Here is a 20,166-nt window from a genome sequence, read left to right on the forward strand (position 1 = left end):
ATTATTTCGCCTGCTCGAGCTTGGCCGTCTTGGCGGCATCGTGCCACCAGATTTCGGGAGCGCCGACGCCGTTGGCGTAACGCGGCAGCTTCTGCGGATGAGCGAATTGGTCCCAATAAGCGAGCCGGTGCGTCTTGTTATACCATTGCGGCACCCAGTAACGGCCGGCGCGGAACAGGCGGTCGAAGGCGCGGCAGGCGACGGTCAAATCCTCGCGGTTGTCGGCCGCCATGATCTTCTCGATCATGGCATCGATCGCCGGGCTGGCGACGCCCGCAAGATTGTACGAGCCCTTGGTTGCCGCGACCTGCGAAGAGAAGAACGATCGCATCGCGTCGCCCGGCGTCGCCGACATGCTGAAACGCTGGATTGTCATGTCAAAGTCGAAATCTTCCTGGCGCGCCTTGTGTTGCACAGCGTCGACGAGACGCACGCTCGCTTCGATACCGAGCGTGCCCAGGTTCTTGATGTAGGGCGCGTGGTGCGGCTGGAACGAAGGCTCGTCCAGCAGGAACTCGATCCTGAATACCTCACCATTCGGCAGCACCCGCTTGCCATCCTTGATCGGCATGCCAGCCTCGGCCAGCAGTTGCTGGGCCCTGCGCAACAAGCCGCGATCCTGGCCGGAGCCGTCCGAGATCGGAGGCGTGAACGGTGCGGCGAACACTTCGTCGGGCACCTGGCCGCGAAACGGCTCCAGCAGCTTCAGCTCTTCCGGCGACGGAGGCCCATCGCTTGCCATGAGGTCCGAGTTCTGGAACGGCGACACCGTGCGGGCATAGGCGCCGTACATGATGGTCTTGTTGGTCCATTCGAAGTCGAAGGCATTGATCAAGGCCTCGCGCACACGCGGGTCTTTGAACTTGTCGCGCCGCGTGTTGATGAACCAGCCCTGCGCACCGGACGGCGTGTCGTCAGGGACCACCTCCATCTTGACGCGCCCGTCCTTCACCGCCGGAAAGTCGTAGCGCGTCGCCCAGATGCGCGAGGTGAATTCCTCCCGATAGAGATAGTTCTTGCCGGTGAACCCCTCGAACGCGACATCGCGATCCCGATAGAATTCATAGCGCACGACGTCGAAATTGTAGCTGCCGCGGCAAACCGGCAGGTCGGCAGCCCACCAGTCCTTGACGCGCTCATATTCGATATAGCGGTTGACCTCGAACTTGCCGACCTTGTACGGGCCAGAGCCGAGCGGGGTATCGAGTGACGTTTCGTCGAAGGCGCGCGACGCATAATACGTTTTCGAGAAGATCGGCAGGCTCGCGACATAAAGCGGCACGTCGCGGGCGCGCCCCTTGGCGAAGGTCACGACGAGCGTCGCGTCGTCGATCGCTTCCGCACTCACCATGTCGCGCATCTGCAGGATGATCAGCGGATGTCCCTTGGCCTTCAGTGATGTCAGCGAAAACGCGGCGTCGTGGGCGGTGAGCTTGCTGCCGTCGTGGAATTTCGCCTCGGGCCGCATGGTGAAGCGATAGACAAGCCTGTCCGGCGATATCCGCACGGATTTGGCGGCAAGGCCGTACATTCCATCAGGCTCGTCATTTGCACGCGCCATCAGCGGCACAAACGTCATGTCCATGCCTTGCGCGCCGTCACCCTTCAGGATGAAGGCGTTGAGCGAGTTGAAGGTCTGATAGGACTGGTTGTAGGCGCGCACCGACGGAATGAGCGAGAACGTGCCGCCCTTCGGCGCATCGAGATTGACGTAGTCGAAATGGTGGAAGTCGGCGGGGTATTTGAGATCGCCGAACGCCGAGATGCCGTGCGCCTCGGTCCCCGCTTCCGATGCGCGTGCGCCGGGCAACATCAGCGCGCCGAGGGACGCACCGAGAGCGCCGCCGACACCCAAAGCCAGAACATGGCGGCGTGACATCTGCGTCATGCGGGGGATGTCCTTCACGACTTCTTTGCGATCCGTGCCGCCTTGTCTGCGTCGTACCACCAGATGAACGGGAAGCCGGACTGACCGTATTTGGGCAATTCCGCCGGTCGGCCGAAGCGATCCCAGCGCGCGGTGCGGATCTTCGAATAGGTCCATTGCGGAACGACGTAGTGATTCCATAGCAGCACGCGGTCGAGCGCTTTGGTTGCCGCGACGAGATCGTCGCGACCCGTGGCGTAGATCAGCCTCTCGATCAGCTTGTCGATCGCCGGATTCTTGATGCCGGTAATATTGCGCGAACCAGCGATGTCGGCCGACTTGGACGACCAGAACTCGCGCTGCTCGTTGCCGGGCGACTGCGACTCGCCCCATGAGTTGGTGACGACGTCGAAATCCCAGTCCCGAGTCCTGTTCTCGTATTGAGTCGGGTCGACCGTGCGCACGCTGACCGCGATGCCGAGTCGTTCCAGCGACGGCTTGTAGAACAGCGTGACCCGCTCGAAGCTCGGATCCTGGTTCAGCAGCTCCAGGGTGAACTGCGCACCGGTCTTGACGTCGACCAACTTGCGGTCGCGCACCTCGTAGCCGGCCTCCTTGAACAGGCGCAGCGCCTCGCGAAGATTGTCGCGCACGGCTTCCGGACTGCCGCCGACCGGATTGGTGTAGGCCGTCGTGAACACTTCCGGCGGGACCTCGGCGCGGACGGTCTCGAGGATCTCGAGCTCTTTCCCCTGCGGCAACCCGGTCGCCATGAGCTCGTCGATGCCATCGAAATAGCTGCTGACGCGCTTGTACTGACCGTAGAAGATCTGCTTGTTCATCTCCTCGAAGTCGAACGCATAGTTGAGCGCACGACGCACGCGAGGATCTTTGAATTTGGCGCGGCGCAGGTTCGGCACGAAAGCCTGCATCACACCCGAGCTACGATTGGCGAACTCCTCGAGGATCACCCGCTTTTCGGTCACGGCCGGGAAGTCGTAGGCTGTCGCCCAGTTCTTCGCACTGTTCTCGGTGCGCCAGTCCACCTGATCGGCCTTGAAAGCCTCGATCGCCACGGTGGCATCGCGGAAATACTCGTAGCGCATCTCGTCGAAATTGTTGCGGCCCACATTGGCGGCGAAATCGCGCCCCCAATAATCCTTGACGCGCTCCAGCGCGATCGACCGTCCCGCAACGAATTCCTTGACCTTGTAGGGGCCGGAACCGAGCGGTATTTCGAGCGTGGTCGCGGAGACATCGCGCTTGCGGCCCTGCGCGTCGGTCCCCTCCCACCAATGCTTCGGCAAAACCGTGAGCTGCCCGACGATCTGCGGCAACTCGCGGTTGCCCGGTGCGTCGAACACAAACTTCACCTCGCGCTCGCCGACCTTCTCGGCCTTCACCACATGGCTGTAATAGGCCGAGTACATCGGGTGATGCTTCTTGAAGGCATCCAGCGAGAAGATCACGTCGTCCGCAGTGACCGGCTTGCCATCATGCCATTTGGCCTGCGGCCGCAAACGATAGGTGACGAAGGAAAAGTCGGCCGGGTGGCTGACGGCCTCGGCCAGCGCGCCGTATTCGGTCGAGACTTCGTCGAGCGAGGGCGTCGTGAGGGATTCGTAGATGAACGCGACGGCACCGGCGACCTGCCCCTTCACCCCCGCCACCACGATATTGAAATTATCGAAGGTGCCAACGGCGATCTGGCGTGCGACACCGCCTTTGGGCGCTTCCGGATTGACGTAATCGAAGCGCTTGAAGTCGGCGGGATACTTGACCTGCCCGAACAGCGACAGAGCATGCCGCCAAGGCAGCTCGCTGGCGGATTGCGCCACGGCCGTGCCGATGACGGGAAGGCCCCCTACGGAACCGAGGGCGGGGAGCGCTACGGCGGCAGTGCCGGTGAGCAGGAGATCGCGTCGGGTAATGGCCAAATCAACATTCCTGGTCTTGAAGGAGGTTACCCCTTTAAGTGCTCAATATAGGCGAGGTTTCGACGGAATATGTTGCTTTTTCCTCATGTTGGAAGCCCGGGCGGCCTGTCGGATGCGGCCAAACGCCCCGATAAACTCACCGCGAGGCCCGGATAAGCAAACGGCCAGGCTTTTCAGCCTGGCCGCACTTTCCAAGATCGGTTTTTGACGGCCTTACTTCGACGCCGTTGGGATCGGTTGAGGGTGCTCTGACAGCGAATTCAGATAGGCGATGACGTCGGCGCGCTCGGAGTCCTTCGGGATGCCAGCAAAGCCCATCGCGGTGCCCGGGATGAAACCCTTCGGGTTGGCAATGAACTTGTTGAGGTCGTCGAACGACCAGGTGCCACCCTTGGCCTTCATGGCGGCCGAGAAGTTGAAGCCGCCACGGCCCTCACCCCTCGCTTCGCCGACGACGCCATAGAGGTTCGGACCGACGCGATTCGGGCCGCCCTTCTCGAAGGTGTGGCAGGCACCACACTTCTTGGCGGCCGCCGCGCCCTTCTCGACGGACGCGGTCTGGAGCAGCTTTTCGATGGGCTCGGAGGCAGCGGCAGCGGCGCCGCCTTCCTTGCCGTGGCCGGCGTCTTCCTTGACGGCAATCTCGAAACCCGGCTTCTCGAGCGGCTTCGGCGTGAACAGCGCCTGGGCGGTGAAGCTCGTCACCAGCAGGATGAGACAGGTGCCCAACACGGCACCGAGAATCTTATTGAGTTCGAAAGAGTCCATTTCCGGCCAGGCCCCACACCACAGTAAGGAAATAGCGGCCGCGCGGCCGCCAGGACGAGCCTCGGGAGAATCAAACGTTCCTTGTTGTTTCCCCGAGTTTTGCCATTGAGATATCGGTTTGCCCGGGGTCTGGCAACCCGTATAAGCGACCCGGCTTTCAGCCCGTCCCCACCCCATTTCTCGACGCGGAAAACCTCTCGTTTCCAGGCCCTTGACCCGATGATCGATCCCCGCATCCTGGTGCTGATCCCGGCCCGCATGGCCGCCACCCGCCTGCCCGGCAAGCCGCTCGCCGACATCGCGGGCCTGCCGATGATCGTGCATGTGATGCGGCGGGCAGAGGCCGCCGGCATCGGCCGGGTCGCGGTCGCGACCGATACGGACGAGATCGCCTCCGTGGTCACCGCCCATGGCGGCGAAGCCGTAATGACCCGCCCGGAGCACCCCTCGGGCTCCGACCGCATCCACGAGGCGATGCAGAAGCTCGATCCCTCAGGCAAGGCCGAGATCGTGGTCAATCTCCAGGGCGATTTCCCGACCATCACGATCGACAACATCCGCGAGGTGCTGCCGCCGCTGCAAGATCCGGCGGTGGACATCGCGACGCTGGCCTCGCAGATCCATACCGAGGAGGAAGACCTCGCGCCGAGCGTCGTAAAGGCGATCGGGACCTCGCTGGGCGGGAAACGCATGCGCGCACTTTATTTCACTCGCGCGACCGCTCCGACCGGCGACGGACCGCGCTACCACCATATCGGCCTCTACGCCTATCGCCGCGCCGCGTTGGAGCGCTACGTCTCGCTGCCGCCGTCCCCGCTGGAATTGCAGGAGAAGCTCGAGCAGCTCCGGGCGCTGGAGGCCGGGATGCGGATCGACTTCACCATCGTCGACACCGTGCCCCGCGGGGTCGACACGCCGGCGGACCTGGAGACCGCCCGCAGTATCCTTTCCAAATCCTGAGCCGCTGTTACAAGGCCGATCATGAGCAAGCTGAAAATCGCATTCCAGGGCGAGCCTGGGGCAAATTCCCACATCGCCATCGTCGAGGCCTATCCCGACGCCGAGCCGATGCCCTGCGCCACCTTCGAGGACGCGCTGTCGGCGATCTCGTCGGGCGAGGCCGATCTCGGCATGATCCCGATCGAGAATTCGGTCGCGGGTCGCGTCGCCGATATCCATCATCTGCTGCCGGCCTCCGGCCTCTTCATCATCGGCGAATGGTTTCTGCCGGTCCGCCATCAGTTGATGGCGGTGAAGGGGACGAAGCTCGAGGACATCAAAAGCGTCGAGAGCCACGTGCATGCGCTCGGCCAGTGCCGGCGCATCATCCGCAAGCTCGGCATCAAGCCGATCGTGCACGCCGACACCGCCGGCAGCGCCCGCGACATCTCCGAGCGCAACGACAAGGCCGTCGCGGCGATCGCCTCGCGGCTTGCGGCAAAGATCTACGGCCTCGACATCCTGGCCGAGGACATCGAGGACGAAGCGCACAACACCACGCGCTTCGTGGTGCTGGCGCGCGAGCCGAAATGGGCCGCGCAAGGCTCCGGCCCGCTGGTCACGACTTTTGTATTTCGCGTGCGCAACTTGCCCGCCGCGCTCTACAAGGCGCTCGGCGGCTTCGCCACCAACGGCGTCAACATGACCAAGCTCGAAAGCTACATGGTCGACGGCAATTTCTTCGCCACCCAGTTTTATGCCGACGTCGACGGCCACCCTGACGACAAGGGGCTCGCCTTCGCGATCGAGGAGCTGAAGTTCTTCTCGCGCGAATTCCGCATCGTCGGCGTGTATCCGGGGCACCCGTTCCGCGCGACGTTCAGCGAGACGCAGCAGGATTGATTGGCCACCCTCCCCTGGAGGGGAGGGTCGATCGCGCGCCGCGCGAGCGGGGTGGGGTGGGGTGATCTCTCCATTCGGGCAGTATTCGTCGCCGAGAGACCGTCACCCCACCCCGCTACGCATTTCGCTTCGCTCAATGCCTAGCGACCCTCCCCCTCCAGGGGAGGGTAAGCTACGCCGCGGCCGCTTTCAGCCCGAACGCCTCCGCCAGCAGCGAATACGACTTCTTTCGCGCGTCGTGATCGTACACGGCCGTGATCACCATCAACTCGTCCGGTTTGCTCGCGTCGATCAACGGCTGCAGTTTCTTCTGCACCGTCGCCGGATTGCCGACGAAGAGGCGCGAGCGGTTGCGCGAGATCGAAATGCGCTCGGCGTCCGTATAGGGATAGGCCAGCGCCTCCTCGACACTCGGCAGCGGCAGATATTGCCCGCGGTCGCGGCGCAGGCGGTTGAGATCGAACGAGGCGGCGAGCTTTTCGGCCTCCTCATCCGTGTCGGCCGTGATGACGGCGACGGCGAGGATCGCGTGCGGGCTCGCGCTCCAGGCCGAGGGCTGGAAACGGTTGCGGTAATGCACCATCGCATCGATCGCGTCATGGGATGCGAAATGATGGGCGAAGGCGAAGCCCATGCCGACCTGCGCGGCGAGCTCCGAGGAATAATCGCTGGAGCCGAGCAGCCAGATCGGCGGCAGCTTGGTGTCGTCGGGCATCGCGACGACGTTGTTGTAGGGATGGCCCGCGGGAAATTCGCGGGTCTCCCACAGAATCAGTTCGTGCAGCCGCTCCAGGAAGTCGTCGCCCTCGCGGCGGTCGAGACGGCTGCGCAGTGCGTAGGCGGTGGCCCCGTCGGTGCCGGGGGCGCGGCCAAGACCGAGATCGATGCGGCCGGGAAACAGCGCCTCCAGCATCTTGAAGCGCTCGGCCACCACGAGCGGGGCGTGGTTGGGCAGCATCACCCCGCCGGAGCCGACGCGGATGTGCTTCGTCACCGCCGCGATCTGCCCGATCATCACATCGGGAGCCGGGCTCGCCACCGAGGCGAGGTTGTGATGCTCGGCGAGCCAGTAGCGGACATAGCCAAGCCCATCGACATGGCGCGCCAGATCGATGCTATTACGCAGCGCCGCGGCGGGTCTTGTACCTGTGGTGACGACGGAGAGGTCGAGGACTGAGAGCGGGATCATGGCGCGCTAAGGTAATGAAGGCCGGCGCGGCGGCAATGGGCAGACTGCGCAGGTCTGGCGTGTGCGGGCCGCGAGCCCGCGAGCCCGCGCGGCAAGACCGGTTGAGGCGATGGGACAACACTTGTCCTAGCAGCACGATCTTCACACTGCCCACACCACTTATTCGCTTCCGCTTATCGCTAGAATCATATTAACGCTCTGATTTATTTATATTTTTGTCAACTCTGCGCACTTCCCAACCGCTGCCTCATCCGCACGATATTTCCACTGCTATCGATGAAAGTGGGCCATTTCCCATCTCCGATGGGCTGTCGACTGCAACCGCTTTGGCTTATCTTAGCCGCGTCCAATCGAGACCTGACTGCCGGCCGCCGAAAGCCGGACGAGCCCCTGGAGTGAGTGGTGCCATGACCGATCTGACGACGCCTGCCCGAGCCGAAGGGCAAAACGGGCACCTCTCCTCGAAGCGGCCTGCGATCTCCTTCGAGTTCTTTCCGCCCAAGACGGAAGAGATGGAGCGCAATCTCTGGGAGACCATCAACCGGCTCGCCCCGCTCGACCCGAAATTCGTCTCCGTGACCTATGGGGCCGGCGGCTCGACCCGCGAGCGCACCCATTCGACCATAACCCGCATCCTCAAGGAGACCGCGCTGCTGCCGGCCGCGCATTTGACCTGCGTCGGCGCCTCGCGCGGGGAGATCGACGAGATCGTCGACCGCTATCACGAGGTCGGCGTCCGCCACATCGTCGGCCTGCGCGGCGATCCCGCCGGCGGCATCGGCACGCCCTATTCCAGCCACCCCGACGGCTACCAGAGTTCTGCCGACCTCGTTGCGGGCATCAAGAAGCGGCACGGCGACATCGAAGTGTCCGTGTCCGCCTATCCCGAGAAGCACCCTGAAGCGCGCGACTTCGACGCCGACATCGACACGCTGAAGGCCAAGGTCGATGCGGGTGCGACGCGCGCGATCACCCAGGTGTTCTTCGATAACGACCTCTACTTCCGCTACCTCGACCGCGTCCGTGCCCGAGGCATCGACATCCCGATCGTGCCCGGCATCATGCCCATGCACAACTTCAAGCAGGCCCGCAATTTCGTCACCCGCGCTGGCACCAGCGTGCCGGATTGGCTTGCGGAGAAATTCGACGGCCTCGACGACGACGCCGAGACCCGCAAGCTGGTGGCCGCGACGGTTGCGGCCGGCCAGGTGCAGAAGCTGGCGAAGCGCGGCGTCGACACCTTCCATTTCTACACCATGAACCGCGCCGATCTCGTGTTCGCGATCAGCCATTTGCTCGGCATCCGCGCCAAGAGCGCGCAGAAGGCGGCGTAAGAAGACAATGACCGTATCCACCTCTCCCAAGCGAACTGCCCTGCTCAATGCCGCACGCGAGCGCATCCTCGTGCTCGACGGCGCCATGGGCACGATGATCCAGAACCTCCAGTTCGACGAGGCCGCCTTCCGCGGCGAGCGCTTCAAGGATTTCCATCGCGATCTGCGCGGCAACAACGACCTGTTGATCCTGACCCAGCCGCAGGCGATCGAGGATATCCACGCCGCCTATTTGCGCGCCGGCGCCGACATCGTCGCGACCAACACCTTCTCGACGACCTCGATCGCGCAGGCCGATTACGACCTCACCGACATCGTCTACGAGATGGCGCGCGAAGGCGCCCGCCTCGCCGGCAACGCCGCACGGCGCGTCGAGGCCGAGGACGGCAAGCCGCGCTTCGTTGCGGGGGCCATCGGCCCGACCAACCGCACCGCCTCGATCTCGCCCGACGTGTCCAATCCCGGCTACCGGGCCGTCACGTTCGACGATTTGCGCAAATCCTATGGCGAGCAGATCAACGGCATGCTCGACGGCGGCGTCGATCTGCTGCTGGTCGAGACCATCTTCGACACGCTGAACGCCAAGGCGGCGCTCTATGCGATTGCCGAAATCACCGAAGAACGCGGCATCGACGTGCCCGTGATGGTGTCGGGCACCATCACCGACAAATCCGGCCGCCTGCTCTCGGGCCAGATGCCGGAAGCGTTCTGGAATTCGGTGCGACACGCAAAACCCGTGACCATCGGCTTCAACTGCGCGCTCGGCGCGGAAGATCTGCGCGCCCACATCGCCGATATCGGCCGCGTCGCTGACACGCTGGTGTGTGCCTATCCGAACGCCGGCCTGCCCAACGAATTCGGCCAGTACGACGAGACCCCGGAATACATGGCGCGGCTGATCGGCGAGTTCGCACGCGACGGCCTCGTCAACATCGTCGGCGGCTGCTGCGGCACCACGCCGGACCATATCGCGGCGATTGCGGCGGCCGTCGCCCCACACAAGCCGCGCGTCGTGCCGGAGATCGAGCCGCGCCTGCGCCTCTCCGGCCTCGAGCCTTTCATTCTGACCGACGCTATCCCGTTCGTGAACGTCGGCGAGCGCACCAACGTCACCGGCTCCGCTCGCTTCCGCAAGCTGATCACCGCCGGCGACTACACCGCCGCGCTGCAGGTCGCCCGCGACCAGGTCGAGAACGGCGCGCAGATCATCGACGTCAACATGGACGAAGGGCTTCTGGATTCGGAAGCCGCGATGGTGACCTTCCTCAATCTCGTCGCCGCCGAGCCCGACATCGCTCGCGTCCCGGTGATGGTCGACTCGTCGAAATTCTCGGTGATCGAGGCCGGCCTGAAATGCGTGCAGGGCAAGCCGGTCGTCAACTCGATCTCGATGAAGGAAGGCGAGGAGAAGTTCATTCACGAGGCGAAGATCGCCCGGCGCCACGGCGCAGCCGTGGTGGTGATGGCGTTCGACGAGGTCGGCCAGGCCGACACGTTCGCGCGCAAGACCGATATCTGCAAGCGCGCCTACGACATCCTGGTGGACCGCGTCGGCTTCCCGCCGGAAGACATCATCTTCGATCCGAACATCTTCGCGATCGCGACCGGCATCGAGGAGCACAACAATTACGGCGTCGACTTCATCGAGGCGACGCGCTGGATCCGCCAGAACCTGCCGGGCGCGCACATCTCGGGCGGCGTCTCCAATCTGTCGTTCTCGTTCCGCGGCAACGAGCCGGTGCGCGAGGCCATGCACTCGGTGTTCCTGTATCACGCCATCAAGGCGGGCATGGACATGGGCATCGTCAATGCCGGACAGATGATCGTCTATGACGACATCGATGCCGAGCTGCGCCAGGTGTGCGAGGACGTCATCCTCAATCGCGACCCCGGCGCTTCCGAGCGCCTGCTGGCACTTGCGGAGAAATTCCGCGGCAACAAGACCCAGACCAAGGAAGCCGACCTCGCCTGGCGCGAATGGCCGGTGGAGAAGCGGCTGTCGCATTCGCTGGTGCACGGCATCACCGAGTTCATCGAAGTGGACACCGAGGAGGCCCGCAAGGCATCCAAGCGTCCGCTCGACGTGATCGAGGGACCGCTGATGGCCGGCATGAACGTGGTCGGCGACCTCTTCGGCGACGGCAAGATGTTCCTGCCGCAGGTGGTGAAATCCGCGCGCGTGATGAAGCAGGCGGTGGCGTGGCTGATGCCGTTCATGGAGGAAGAGAAGGCACGCAACCTCGCCAACGGCATCGGCACCGAAGGCTCCTCTTCCGCCGGCAAGATCGTGCTCGCGACCGTCAAGGGCGACGTCCACGACATCGGCAAGAACATCGTCGGCATCGTGCTCCAGTGCAACAACTTCGAGGTCATCGACCTCGGCGTGATGGTGCCGGCTGCAAAGATCGTCGAGACCGTGAAGGCGGAGAAGGCCGACATCGTCGGGCTATCAGGCCTGATCACGCCCTCGCTCGACGAGATGGCGTTCTTCGCCGGCGAATTGCAGCGCGAAGGTTTGAAGCTGCCGCTGCTGATCGGCGGCGCCACCACGAGCCGCGTGCACACGGCGGTCAAGATCGACCCGAGCTATCGCGCCGGTCCCGTCGTGCATGTGAATGACGCCAGCCGCGCCGTCGGCGTTGCCTCCTCGCTGCTCTCGCCTGAGAAGCGCGAGGCCTATGCCGCCGAGGTGCGCGCCGAATACGCAAAAATCTCGGATGCGCATCTGCGCGCGCAGGCCGACAAGAAGCGCCTGAAGCTCGCGGCCGCGCGCGCCAACCGCGTGCCGGTCGACTTCGCCGCGAACAAGCCGGTGAAGCCGACCTTCCTCGGCACCCGCAGCTTCGACGATTACGATCTCGCTGAGCTCGTGCCCTATATCGACTGGACGCCGTTCTTCCAGACCTGGGAGCTCGCCGGCCGCTTCCCCGCCATTCTCGACGATTCCAAGGTCGGCGAGGTCGCGCGCTCGCTCTATGACGATGCGCGGAAAATGCTCGACCTGATTGTCAGGGAAAAATGGTTCCGGGCGCGCGCGACGGTCGGCTTCTGGCCGGCGAACGCTGAAGGTGACGACATCGTGCTCTATGCCGACGAAAGCCGGACCAAGAGAATCGCGACGCTGCACACGCTGCGCCAGCAACTCGAGAAGCGCGAGGGCCGGTTCAACGCCGCGCTCGCCGACTTCGTCGCGCCCGTTGGTGCCGGCGTGCCCGACTATGTCGGCGGCTTCGTCGTCACGGCCGGCATCGGCGAGGATGTGGTCGCCGACCGCTTCAAGATGGCCAATGACGATTACTCCTCAATCCTGTGCAAGGCCTTGGCCGATCGCCTTGCGGAGGCCTTCGCCGAACGCATGCACGCCCGCGTGCGCCGCGAGTTCTGGGCCTACGCGCCGGACGAGGCGCTCTCCAGCGAGGACCTGATCCTCGAGAAGTACCAGGGCATCCGCCCCGCGCCGGGCTATCCCGCGCAGCCCGATCACACCGAGAAGGCGACGCTGTTCGAGCTGCTCGACGCGGAAGCGACTGCCGGCGTGAAGCTGACCGAGAGCTTCGCGATGTGGCCGGGCTCCTCCGTGTCCGGGCTCTATTTCGCGAACCCCGAGAGCTATTATTTCGGCGTCGGCAAGATCGAGCGTGACCAGGTCGAGGACTATGCCGCACGCAAGGGAATGAGTGTGGCGGAAACCGAGCGCTGGCTCGCGCCGGTGCTGAACTACATCCCGTCGCGGCAGACCGACAAGGCTTTCGCGGCGACACCTGCGAACGACGAGACGTCGAAGGACCTCGCCTCGCACCCGCCCGGCTGCACCTGCGCGGTGCATCTCGTCTGGCAGAAGAAGCGCGCGGGGGCGGGGTAGGCCCGCCTTCGCTTCCCAGCCCGCCTTCGCTTCCCAAGACTAAAAAGTGAAAAACAACCCCATGCACAGTAGAGGTGGGGTTGAAAGGCTTGAGGAATTTCGGCCTTACCGAAATGACTTGCTCCGTCGGGCAAAACACCGGTAATATTCCATCATCCCTGCCATGCCGATGGATGCCACACGCGCGTCCCCATCCTCCCCTGGTGGGGGAGGATCGCTTCGCATGCAGCGAAGCGGAATGCGGACCGAGGTGGCGTGACGGTCTCTCCGCGTTGAACACGACCCGTGTTGAGAGGTCACCCCACCCCGCTCGCGCTTCGCGCGATCGACCCTCCCCCTCCAGGGGAGGGTAGAGACCTCGCTCCTTCGGCGACGCCGGCGGGTGCACGATCTACTTGGACGGCGCCTTCGCCTCGCAACAACGGCAGTGCACGACGCAAAGAGCGAGCTGCTCCTTTCTGACACACAACCAGGACGAGTCGCGGCCCCGAATTCGGCTCACCGGCAATTTCGCGCAGGAACCGGGCGGTGTGAACTCGTTCACTTGTCCGCTCAACCTTGATTCGCTAATCTATCGGCCTACTACCTTCAAACCGATGGTTTGCTTGGGATCGAACATATGACGCAGTTCATTGCACTGTTCGTCGCCGCGATCGCCCTTGTCGTGCTGCCTACGATTGCCGCGGCTGACTGCCCGAAAGGCTACGTGCCATGCGGCGAACGAAATCAGTTGTGCTGCCCGCGAAAGTAGCGAGCCGCAAATGGCTTTGGCTTGGTAGCGGCGTCTTTGTCGCGATCGGCCTGGTGATGGTTGCGGCCTGGGTCGGGTTTCCGCGAAAGAAGCAGACGATCACGGCCATCCTCTCCGAGACCGGATATTTCGAGGTGGTGCCGCCGAGCACGTTCGGCGGTCCCGGCACGATCAACACGATCGAGTACCTCAGCAATGGCCGGCTGGAGCTGCATCCGACCTGCGAAGTCGACCCCGCGCTCCTGACCGGCAAGATTCAGAAATCCCGGACCATGGACCGCGACTTGAAGCAGTCGCTCGAGAAGAATCTCGACGTATCCGCCCAGGTCAGGGACAAGCTCTCCGCCGTCGCCGGGATGGAGCAGGTCGATTCAATTCACCTCAAGCTCGAGAACGCCAACATTCTGCTGATTTCCGACGAGTCGCTGATCTCGACCCGGAATGCATTGCTGAAAGCCGACTGCGAGGACGCGGTCACCCAGAACATTTCGAGCGGCAGCCTCGTGTGCCAGACGCGATCCGTGCTGGAGGCCGATGTTGTCTACGAGATCAAATACCACAACAAGATTTCGATGGAGGAGCGGGCCAAGCTGACATCCGAGATCGCGGCGAAGCTCGAGCTGGAGGCACACGAGGGATCGGACGACAAGGTGTCCGGCTCCCAATTGTTCTTCGGCATAAGGCTGTCGCCGAATCCGATCGTCCTGAAGACCGCGGCGGGTGAGATCAAGCCCTGTAGCAGGAGATAGGACGGCGCGCTTTCACCCCTTCGGCGGGGCCAGCGGCTGCACGATCTCCCTGAACGGCGCGAGCGCCTCGCAGCGTTCGGCATGTGCTGACAGCGCCGGATAGCGCGACGGCTCGAACAGAAGCGGGTGCGCCTCGCGGGTGAAGCGGACGACGCAGGCCACCGCAATGTCGGCGTGGCCGATGCGATCCCCTAGCCAATACGGCGTCGTCACCCCCGCGCGTTCGGCCTCCAACACGCCGAGCACGTCGCCGATCTGCGCCTGGCAGCGCTCAACCCACAGCGCAAGCTGCTCCTTCCGCAGCACGCGCTCATAGAGCAGGCTCACCGCCTTGTCGCCGAGACCGGAGGCGAGCGCGCAGATGCGCAAATGCTTTCGCCGCTCGGCGCCGCCGCGCGGCAGCATCGCCTTCTCCGGCCCGACGAGTTCGTCGAGATAGTCCAGAATGATCGTGCTCTCGATCAGCGCCTCACCATCGTCGAGCACCAGCGTCGGCACGCGCCGCAGCGGATTGTACGGCGCGATCTTGTCGGCGTCGCCGAAGGTCGACCACGGCCGGTGCTCGAAGGCGAGGCCGTAAAGTCGGAGCGCAATCGCAACGCGGCGGACGAAGGGGGAGTCGTATTGGCCGATCAGGAACATGGGTTGCGCTCGCTCGTCTGTTGGATGAGTGAAGTAGATAGCGACGTAATGAAGCGGAAATGCGGGGACTTCTTCTGAGCGCTTCCCCGGATATCGCTTCGCTCATCCGCGCTACGACACCGTCGCGCATTGATGTGCCGATTCGAAGAGCGACGGCAGCGCCACATTCCGTCATTGCGAGCGCAGCGAAGCAATCCAGGATCTTTCCGCAGAGACAGACTGGATTGCTTCGTCGCAAGGGCTCCTCGCAATGACGATGGGGAGGCAGCCGCGCACTACTCGATAATCGGCACATGTTTCGCCGCCGTCCGCGGCGCCGTGCCATCGAGACGCGGGTCGTCCGCAACCTCGACTTGGCGGCGGAAGGGACGGAAGCCGGAGCGCTGGTAGAACGCGACGGCCGAGGGATGGTCGAAGGTGCAGGTGTGCACCCAGACGCGGCGCAGGTCGCGTGACCACGCAATCTCCAGCGCGCGGTTCATCAGGAAGCGAGCAGCGCCCGTCCCGATCAGGCCATCGGTGACGCCGAAATAGACCAGCTCGCACTGCCCGGCCTCGCGGAAATCCAGCTCCAGGAGGCCTTCGTCGCGGCCGTCCACGACCAATGCGTAGACTTCTACCCCCAGTGCGTGGATGACAGCGGCGAGCTCCGTGTCATTCAAGCGCGCGCGCGAAAACCACAACCACTCCTCGCCGACCCGGCGATGGAGATCGCGATACCAGTCGAGCGCGGGCGCGTCGACCTTGCGCAAGGACCAGCGGCCTGGAGGATCGTCGCGGCGCGTGGGAGGTGCGGTCATCTCCAGATGGGTGACGACCGCGGCGATCTTGCCTGAGGGAACGTCGGAGTAGCCATCCGGCATGATCATCCGGCCGTCACTCCCCTTCGTCACTCGCGAGCACGCCCTTCACCGCGCGCGCCCAGCCGGCAAGCTTCCGCTCCCGCGTCGCCTGGCTCATGTTCGGCTTGAAGCGGTGCTCGAGCCGCCAATTGTCGGCAAACTTCGTCGGCTCCGGATAGACGCCCGCCTGGAGGCCGGCGAGATAGGCCGCGCCCAACGCCGTGGTCTCCTGGATCACGGGGCGATCGACCGGTGCGTCGAGCAGATCGGCGAGGCGCTGCATGGTCCAGTCCGACGCCGTCATGCCGCCGTCGACGCGCAGCACGACGCTCGCGACTTCCGAGCTCGGCCAGTCCGCGCGCATCGCGGCCCAGAGGTCGAAGGTCTGGTAACACACGCTCTCCAGCGCGGCGTGCGCGAGCTCGGCCGGGCCGGTGTTGCGGGTGAGGCCGAACAGCGCGCCGCGCACGCGCGGATTCCAGTAGGGCGCCCCCATGCCCACGAAGGCGGGGACCAGATAGACGCTCTGCATGGAGTCGGACTGATCGGCGAGCGGGCCGGTCTCGGCGGCGTGCTTGATGATGCCGAGGCCGTCGCGCAGCCACTGCACCGCCGAGCCTGCGACGAAGATCGAGCCTTCGAGCGCGTAGGTGCGCTTTCCGTCAAGCTGGTAGGCGACCGTGGTGAGCAGCTTGTTCTTCGACACCACCGGCGTAGTCCCGGTGTTGAGCAGGGCAAAGCAGCCGGTGCCGTAGGTGGACTTCATCATGCCCGGGCGGAAGCAGGCCTGACCGATGGTCGCGGCCTGCTGGTCCCCCGCGATGCCTGATATGGCGATCGCGCCGCCGAACAGGTCTGGCGTGCTCTCGCCGAAGCGGGCGGAGGAATCCTTCACCTCGGGCAGCATCGAGCGCGGCACGCCGATGATCTCCAGCAGCTCGTCGTCCCATTGGCCGGTGTGGATGTTGAACAGCAGCGTGCGCGAGGCGTTGGTGGCGTCGGTGGCGTGCACCTTGCCGCCGGTGAGGCGCCAGAGCAGATAGCAGTCGATGGTGCCGAACATCAATTCGCCGCGCGCGGCACGCGCCCGCGCGCCGGGAACGTGATCGAGGATCCAGGCGACCTTGGTGCCGGAGAAATAGGGATCGATGATCAGGCCGGTCTTTTGCGAGATCACGGGCTCGCGGCCGTCCGCCTTGAGTTTCGCGCAGATGTCGGCGGTGCGGCGGTCCTGCCAGACGATGGCGCGGTGCACGGCCTGGCCGGTGGCGCGGTCCCACACCACGGTGGTCTCGCGCTGGTTGGTGATGCCGATCGCGGCGATGTCCTTAGGCCCGATGCCGGCCTGCTCGATCGCGTCGCGGCAGACCATCACGGTCGAGGTCCAGATGTCCTCCGGCTCGTGCTCGACCCAGCCCGAGGCCGGAAAATGCTGCGGAAACTCCTGCTGCGCGCGGGCGGCGATCGAGATGTCGCCGCGAAAGACGATGGCGCGCGAGGAGGTGGTGCCCTGGTCGATGGCGAGGACGAAAGACATGGTGGCTTACCTTGGCGTTTCCCTGAGAGGGGTCATTGTGTCGCGCCAAAGGGAGCGGATTAGGGCGGGAAGGTCAAGATTGGTCTCGCTTACCCTCCCCTGGAGGGGGAGGGTCGGCTCACATGAAGCGCAGCGGAATGTGAGACGGGGTGGGGTGACAGTCTTTCCGCATCGCGCGGTGCCCGTGCGGAGAGATCACCCCACCCCGCTCGCGCTACGCGCGATCGACCCTCCCCCTCCAGGGGAGGGTAAGATAGCGAACTTCTACTTGCGTCGATGTTTAAATCGGATCGTTTCTGCCTCGCGCGATCCGTACAGCTCCACATAGATCCGTTCGAGCACCGCGGTCAGATCGCTCGAGATCTCCGAATTCCAGAATCGGATGACGCAATAGCCTTCGTTCTCGAGCCAGCTTTGCCGCGCGTGATCTCGCGCGGCCGTCTCGCCTTCGTTGTGGTGTCCGCCGTCGAGCTCGATGATGAGACGTTTGGCTGGGCAGAAGAAGTCCACGACATAGGGCCCGATCGGCGCCTGGCGTCGGAAGTGCGAGCCTTCCATCGGAAGTTCCTTGAGTGCGCGCCAAAGGATGCGCTCGTGAGGCGTCGTGTTGGCCCGAAGCCTTTTAGCGGCGGCGCGTCAGATCGATGTTGAGACCATCTCTGTGGCTTCACCCCACCCCGCTTGGCGTTGCGCTCTGCGCAACACGAAGCGACCCTCCCCCTCCAGGGGAGGTTGAAGTGAAGCGCGATCGCGATACAATTGCAAGTAGTGACGAAAGCCTACACCGCCGCCGTCGTCACACCGCCGTCGATTACGATGGTCTGGCCGGTCATGAAGCTCGATGCATCCGAGGCGAGGTAGGCGACCGCGCCGGCGATTTCGTCGGGTTCGCCGATGCGGCGAAGGGGCGTGGTGGCGGTGCGGCGCTTGAGGTTGGCTTCGTCTTCCCACAGCGCGCGGGCGAAATCGGTCTTGACGAGGCCGGGCGCGATGCAGTTGACGCGGACGCCTTTCGGGCCCCATTCGCCGGCGAGCGAGCGGCACAGCGCGAAGTCGGCGGCCTTGGAGATGCCGTAGGCGCCGATCACGGTCGAGCCGCGCAGGCCCCCGATCGAGGAGATGATGACGACGGAGCCGCTGCCACGCTCGGCCATTTGCGGGATCGCCAGCGCGGAGAGCCAGATGTTGCTCTTGACGTTGCTGCCCATGATCTTGTCGAAGGCCTCGTCGGTGATGTCGAGCAGCGGGCCGTAATACGGATTCACCGCGGCGTTGCAGACCAGGATGTCGATCTTGCCGTAATGTCTCGTCGTGCCCGAGATCAGCGCCTCGACCTCGGCCTTGCGCGCGATGTTGCAGGGAATGACGATAGCATCGCCGCCAGCAGCAACGATGCCGTCGGCGACTTCCTTGCAGGCTTCCGCTTTCCGCGATGACACCACGACCTTGGCGCCGAGCTTTGCCAGCAGTTCCGCCGAGGAGCGGCCGATGCCGCGGCTGGAGCCGGTGACGATTGCGACCTTGCCAGTGAGATCGAACGGGGTGTTTTTCATTGTTGTTGCCTCGATGCTTCAACGGACTCCGTCATTGCGAGGAGCGAAGCGACGAAGCAATCCAGAGATGTCGCCGCGGAGACAGTCTGGATTGCTTCGCTTCGCTCGCAATGACGGTGGTGGTGGTGGAGAGACTCAGATCAACCCGCCACCATCCGCGACGCGGCGCTGGTGGTAGTCGGTGTCGCCGAACGAGTTCTCGATCATCGTCAGCCGCTTGAAGTAGTGGCCGATCTTCGCCTCCATGGTCATGCCGATGCCGCCGTGGAGCTGGATCGCCTGCTGTCCCACGAACTTCAGCGACTTGCCGATCTGCACCTTGGCCGCGGCGATCGCATTGGAGCGCTCCTTGGCGTCCTCGAAATCGCCGGCCATGGTCGCGAACATCGACATCGATCGCGCCTGCTCGGCGGCGACGAACATGTCGGAGGCGCGGTGCTGGAGCGACTGGAACGAGCCGATCGCGACACCGAACTGTTTTCGCGTCTTGATGTACTCGACGGTGGTCTTGAGCGATTCGTCCATCAGACCCACCGCTTCGGCGCAAAGCGCGACGCGGGCTTCATCCACCACGCGCTCGATCAGCGCGAGCGAGTCGTCGGGATTGCCGAGCGCCGCATCGGCGCCGACCTCGACGCCGGTGAAGGTGATGTCGGCGGCGTGCAGGCCGTCCTGTGTCGGGTACGACTTCTTCGTCACGCCCTTGGCATTCGCCGGCACCAGGAACACGCCGATGCCGGTCTTGTCGCGGCGGTCGCCCTTGGTGCGGGCGGTGACGATCAGGGTCTCGGCGTTCTCGCCGTTGAGCACGACGAACTTTTCGCCGTCGACCACCCAGCCGTCGCCCTTCTTCTTCGCCGTCGTCGAGACGTCGAAGAGATCGTAGCGCGAGTTCTTCTCGAGCTGGGCAAAGGCGAGCGTCTTGCTGCCGTCGATGATCCCGGGCACATGCGCGGCCTTCTGCGCATCGGAGCCGGCGTGGCGCAGGAAGCCGCCGCCGATCACGACCGTGGCCAGATAAGGCTCGAGCACCAGCGCCTTGCCGAGCGCTTCCATCACGATCATGGTCTCGACACCGCCGCCGCCGAAGCCGCCATCGGCCTCCGCGAACGGCAGGCCAAGCAGGCCCTGCTCGGCGAGCTTGCCCCAGACGGCCTGGCTCCAGCCGCCCTTCTCCTTCATGTACTTCTTGCGGCTCTCGAAATCATAGGAATCGGTCAGCAGGCCGTCGATGCTGTCCTTGAGAAGCCGTTGCTCCTCGTTCAGATCAAAATCCATTTCTTTGGTTCCTCG

Annotated in this window: 15 protein-coding genes; 5 read left to right on the forward strand and 10 right to left on the reverse strand. The window is 64.2% G+C overall.

Annotated elements, in window-relative coordinates:
* Window position 1: 1 nt before the first annotated feature.
* From ACKWRH_RS41525 to ACKWRH_RS41535, 3 genes are all read right to left on the reverse strand, one after another.
* Window positions 2-1,888, reverse strand: a complete 1,887-nt coding sequence (locus tag ACKWRH_RS41525) for an extracellular solute-binding protein (RefSeq protein ID WP_445218255.1) — start codon at window positions 1,886-1,888, stop codon at window positions 2-4.
* Window positions 1,889-1,902: 14 nt separating this feature from the next.
* Window positions 1,903-3,804, reverse strand: a complete 1,902-nt coding sequence (locus ACKWRH_RS41530) for an extracellular solute-binding protein (RefSeq protein ID WP_445218256.1) — start codon at window positions 3,802-3,804, stop codon at window positions 1,903-1,905.
* A gap of 213 nt (window positions 3,805-4,017) precedes the next feature.
* Complete coding sequence (locus ACKWRH_RS41535; protein WP_445218257.1) at window positions 4,018-4,572, reverse strand: c-type cytochrome; 555 nt, start codon at window positions 4,570-4,572, stop codon at window positions 4,018-4,020.
* A 219-nt stretch (window positions 4,573-4,791) separates the two neighbouring features.
* On the opposite strand from ACKWRH_RS41535, the gene ACKWRH_RS41540 reads away from it, so the two are divergent.
* The gene (locus ACKWRH_RS41540) at window positions 4,792-5,532 is read left to right on the forward strand and encodes a 3-deoxy-manno-octulosonate cytidylyltransferase (protein WP_014498245.1); all 741 of its coding nucleotides are present in this window, start codon (window positions 4,792-4,794) and stop codon (window positions 5,530-5,532) included.
* Between the two features lie 21 nt (window positions 5,533-5,553).
* Window positions 5,554-6,414, forward strand: a complete 861-nt coding sequence (locus tag ACKWRH_RS41545; RefSeq protein ID WP_038933521.1) for a prephenate dehydratase — start codon at window positions 5,554-5,556, stop codon at window positions 6,412-6,414.
* A gap of 172 nt (window positions 6,415-6,586) precedes the next feature.
* Here the strand turns inward: ACKWRH_RS41545 and ACKWRH_RS41550 are convergent, their stop codons facing one another.
* Window positions 6,587-7,603, reverse strand: a complete 1,017-nt coding sequence (locus tag ACKWRH_RS41550; protein ID WP_445218258.1) for an LLM class flavin-dependent oxidoreductase — start codon at window positions 7,601-7,603, stop codon at window positions 6,587-6,589.
* A 407-nt stretch (window positions 7,604-8,010) separates the two neighbouring features.
* Between ACKWRH_RS41550 and metF the strand changes: the two genes are divergently transcribed.
* From metF to ACKWRH_RS41565, 3 genes are all read left to right on the forward strand, one after another.
* On the forward strand, window positions 8,011-8,937 hold the full coding sequence (metF, locus tag ACKWRH_RS41555; protein ID WP_445218259.1) for a methylenetetrahydrofolate reductase [NAD(P)H]: 927 nt from the start codon (window positions 8,011-8,013) through the stop codon (window positions 8,935-8,937).
* A 7-nt stretch (window positions 8,938-8,944) separates the two neighbouring features.
* Window positions 8,945-12,799: a methionine synthase gene (gene metH, locus ACKWRH_RS41560; protein ID WP_445218260.1), complete on the forward strand. Its 3,855-nt coding sequence runs from the start codon at window positions 8,945-8,947 to the stop codon at window positions 12,797-12,799.
* 711 nt (window positions 12,800-13,510) lie between these two features.
* Entirely contained in the window at window positions 13,511-14,299 is a 789-nt protein-coding gene (locus ACKWRH_RS41565) for a hypothetical protein (protein ID WP_445218261.1), read from the forward strand.
* A 12-nt stretch (window positions 14,300-14,311) separates the two neighbouring features.
* Here the strand turns inward: ACKWRH_RS41565 and ACKWRH_RS41570 are convergent, their stop codons facing one another.
* The 6 genes from ACKWRH_RS41570 to pimD form a co-directional block, all read right to left on the reverse strand.
* A complete protein-coding gene (locus tag ACKWRH_RS41570; RefSeq protein WP_445218262.1) occupies window positions 14,312-14,941 on the reverse strand; it encodes a glutathione S-transferase family protein in 630 nt (209 codons plus the stop codon).
* A gap of 275 nt (window positions 14,942-15,216) precedes the next feature.
* Window positions 15,217-15,810 carry a GNAT family N-acetyltransferase gene (locus ACKWRH_RS41575; protein WP_445218263.1) on the reverse strand — a complete coding sequence of 198 codons (594 nt, stop codon included), beginning with the start codon at window positions 15,808-15,810 and terminating at the stop codon, window positions 15,217-15,219.
* Window positions 15,811-15,817: 7 nt separating this feature from the next.
* Entirely contained in the window at window positions 15,818-17,320 is a 1,503-nt protein-coding gene (gene glpK, locus ACKWRH_RS41580; RefSeq protein ID WP_445218264.1) for a glycerol kinase GlpK, read from the reverse strand.
* Window positions 17,321-17,584: 264 nt separating this feature from the next.
* On the reverse strand, window positions 17,585-17,908 hold the full coding sequence (locus ACKWRH_RS41585) for an endonuclease domain-containing protein (RefSeq protein WP_445222567.1): 324 nt from the start codon (window positions 17,906-17,908) through the stop codon (window positions 17,585-17,587).
* A 191-nt stretch (window positions 17,909-18,099) separates the two neighbouring features.
* Window positions 18,100-18,873, reverse strand: coding sequence for an SDR family NAD(P)-dependent oxidoreductase (locus tag ACKWRH_RS41590; protein ID WP_445218265.1), 774 nt, complete (start codon window positions 18,871-18,873; stop codon window positions 18,100-18,102).
* A gap of 135 nt (window positions 18,874-19,008) precedes the next feature.
* Window positions 19,009-20,151, reverse strand: a complete 1,143-nt coding sequence (gene pimD, locus ACKWRH_RS41595) for a pimeloyl-CoA dehydrogenase small subunit (RefSeq protein ID WP_445218266.1) — start codon at window positions 20,149-20,151, stop codon at window positions 19,009-19,011.
* Window positions 20,152-20,166 lie beyond the last annotated feature (15 nt).

It is taken from the genome of Bradyrhizobium sp. Pa8, assembly GCF_052588265.1.

Coding starts and splice junctions, on each gene's coding strand:
- ACKWRH_RS41525 (WP_445218255.1), bottom strand. CDS start 1,888: ATGACGCAGATGTCACGCCGCCATGTTCTGGCTTTGGGTGTCGGCGGC.
- ACKWRH_RS41535 (WP_445218257.1), bottom strand. CDS start 4,572: ATGGACTCTTTCGAACTCAATAAGATTCTCGGTGCCGTGTTGGGCACC.
- ACKWRH_RS41540 (WP_014498245.1), top strand. CDS start 4,792: ATGATCGATCCCCGCATCCTGGTGCTGATCCCGGCCCGCATGGCCGCC.
- ACKWRH_RS41545 (WP_038933521.1), top strand. CDS start 5,554: ATGAGCAAGCTGAAAATCGCATTCCAGGGCGAGCCTGGGGCAAATTCC.
- ACKWRH_RS41550 (WP_445218258.1), bottom strand. CDS start 7,603: ATGATCCCGCTCTCAGTCCTCGACCTCTCCGTCGTCACCACAGGTACA.
- metF (WP_445218259.1), top strand. CDS start 8,011: ATGACCGATCTGACGACGCCTGCCCGAGCCGAAGGGCAAAACGGGCAC.
- metH (WP_445218260.1), top strand. CDS start 8,945: ATGACCGTATCCACCTCTCCCAAGCGAACTGCCCTGCTCAATGCCGCA.
- ACKWRH_RS41565 (WP_445218261.1), top strand. CDS start 13,511: ATGCGGCGAACGAAATCAGTTGTGCTGCCCGCGAAAGTAGCGAGCCGC.
- ACKWRH_RS41570 (WP_445218262.1), bottom strand. CDS start 14,941: ATGTTCCTGATCGGCCAATACGACTCCCCCTTCGTCCGCCGCGTTGCG.
- ACKWRH_RS41575 (WP_445218263.1), bottom strand. CDS start 15,810: ATGATCATGCCGGATGGCTACTCCGACGTTCCCTCAGGCAAGATCGCC.
- glpK (WP_445218264.1), bottom strand. CDS start 17,320: ATGTCTTTCGTCCTCGCCATCGACCAGGGCACCACCTCCTCGCGCGCC.
- ACKWRH_RS41590 (WP_445218265.1), bottom strand. CDS start 18,873: ATGAAAAACACCCCGTTCGATCTCACTGGCAAGGTCGCAATCGTCACC.
- pimD (WP_445218266.1), bottom strand. CDS start 20,151: ATGGATTTTGATCTGAACGAGGAGCAACGGCTTCTCAAGGACAGCATC.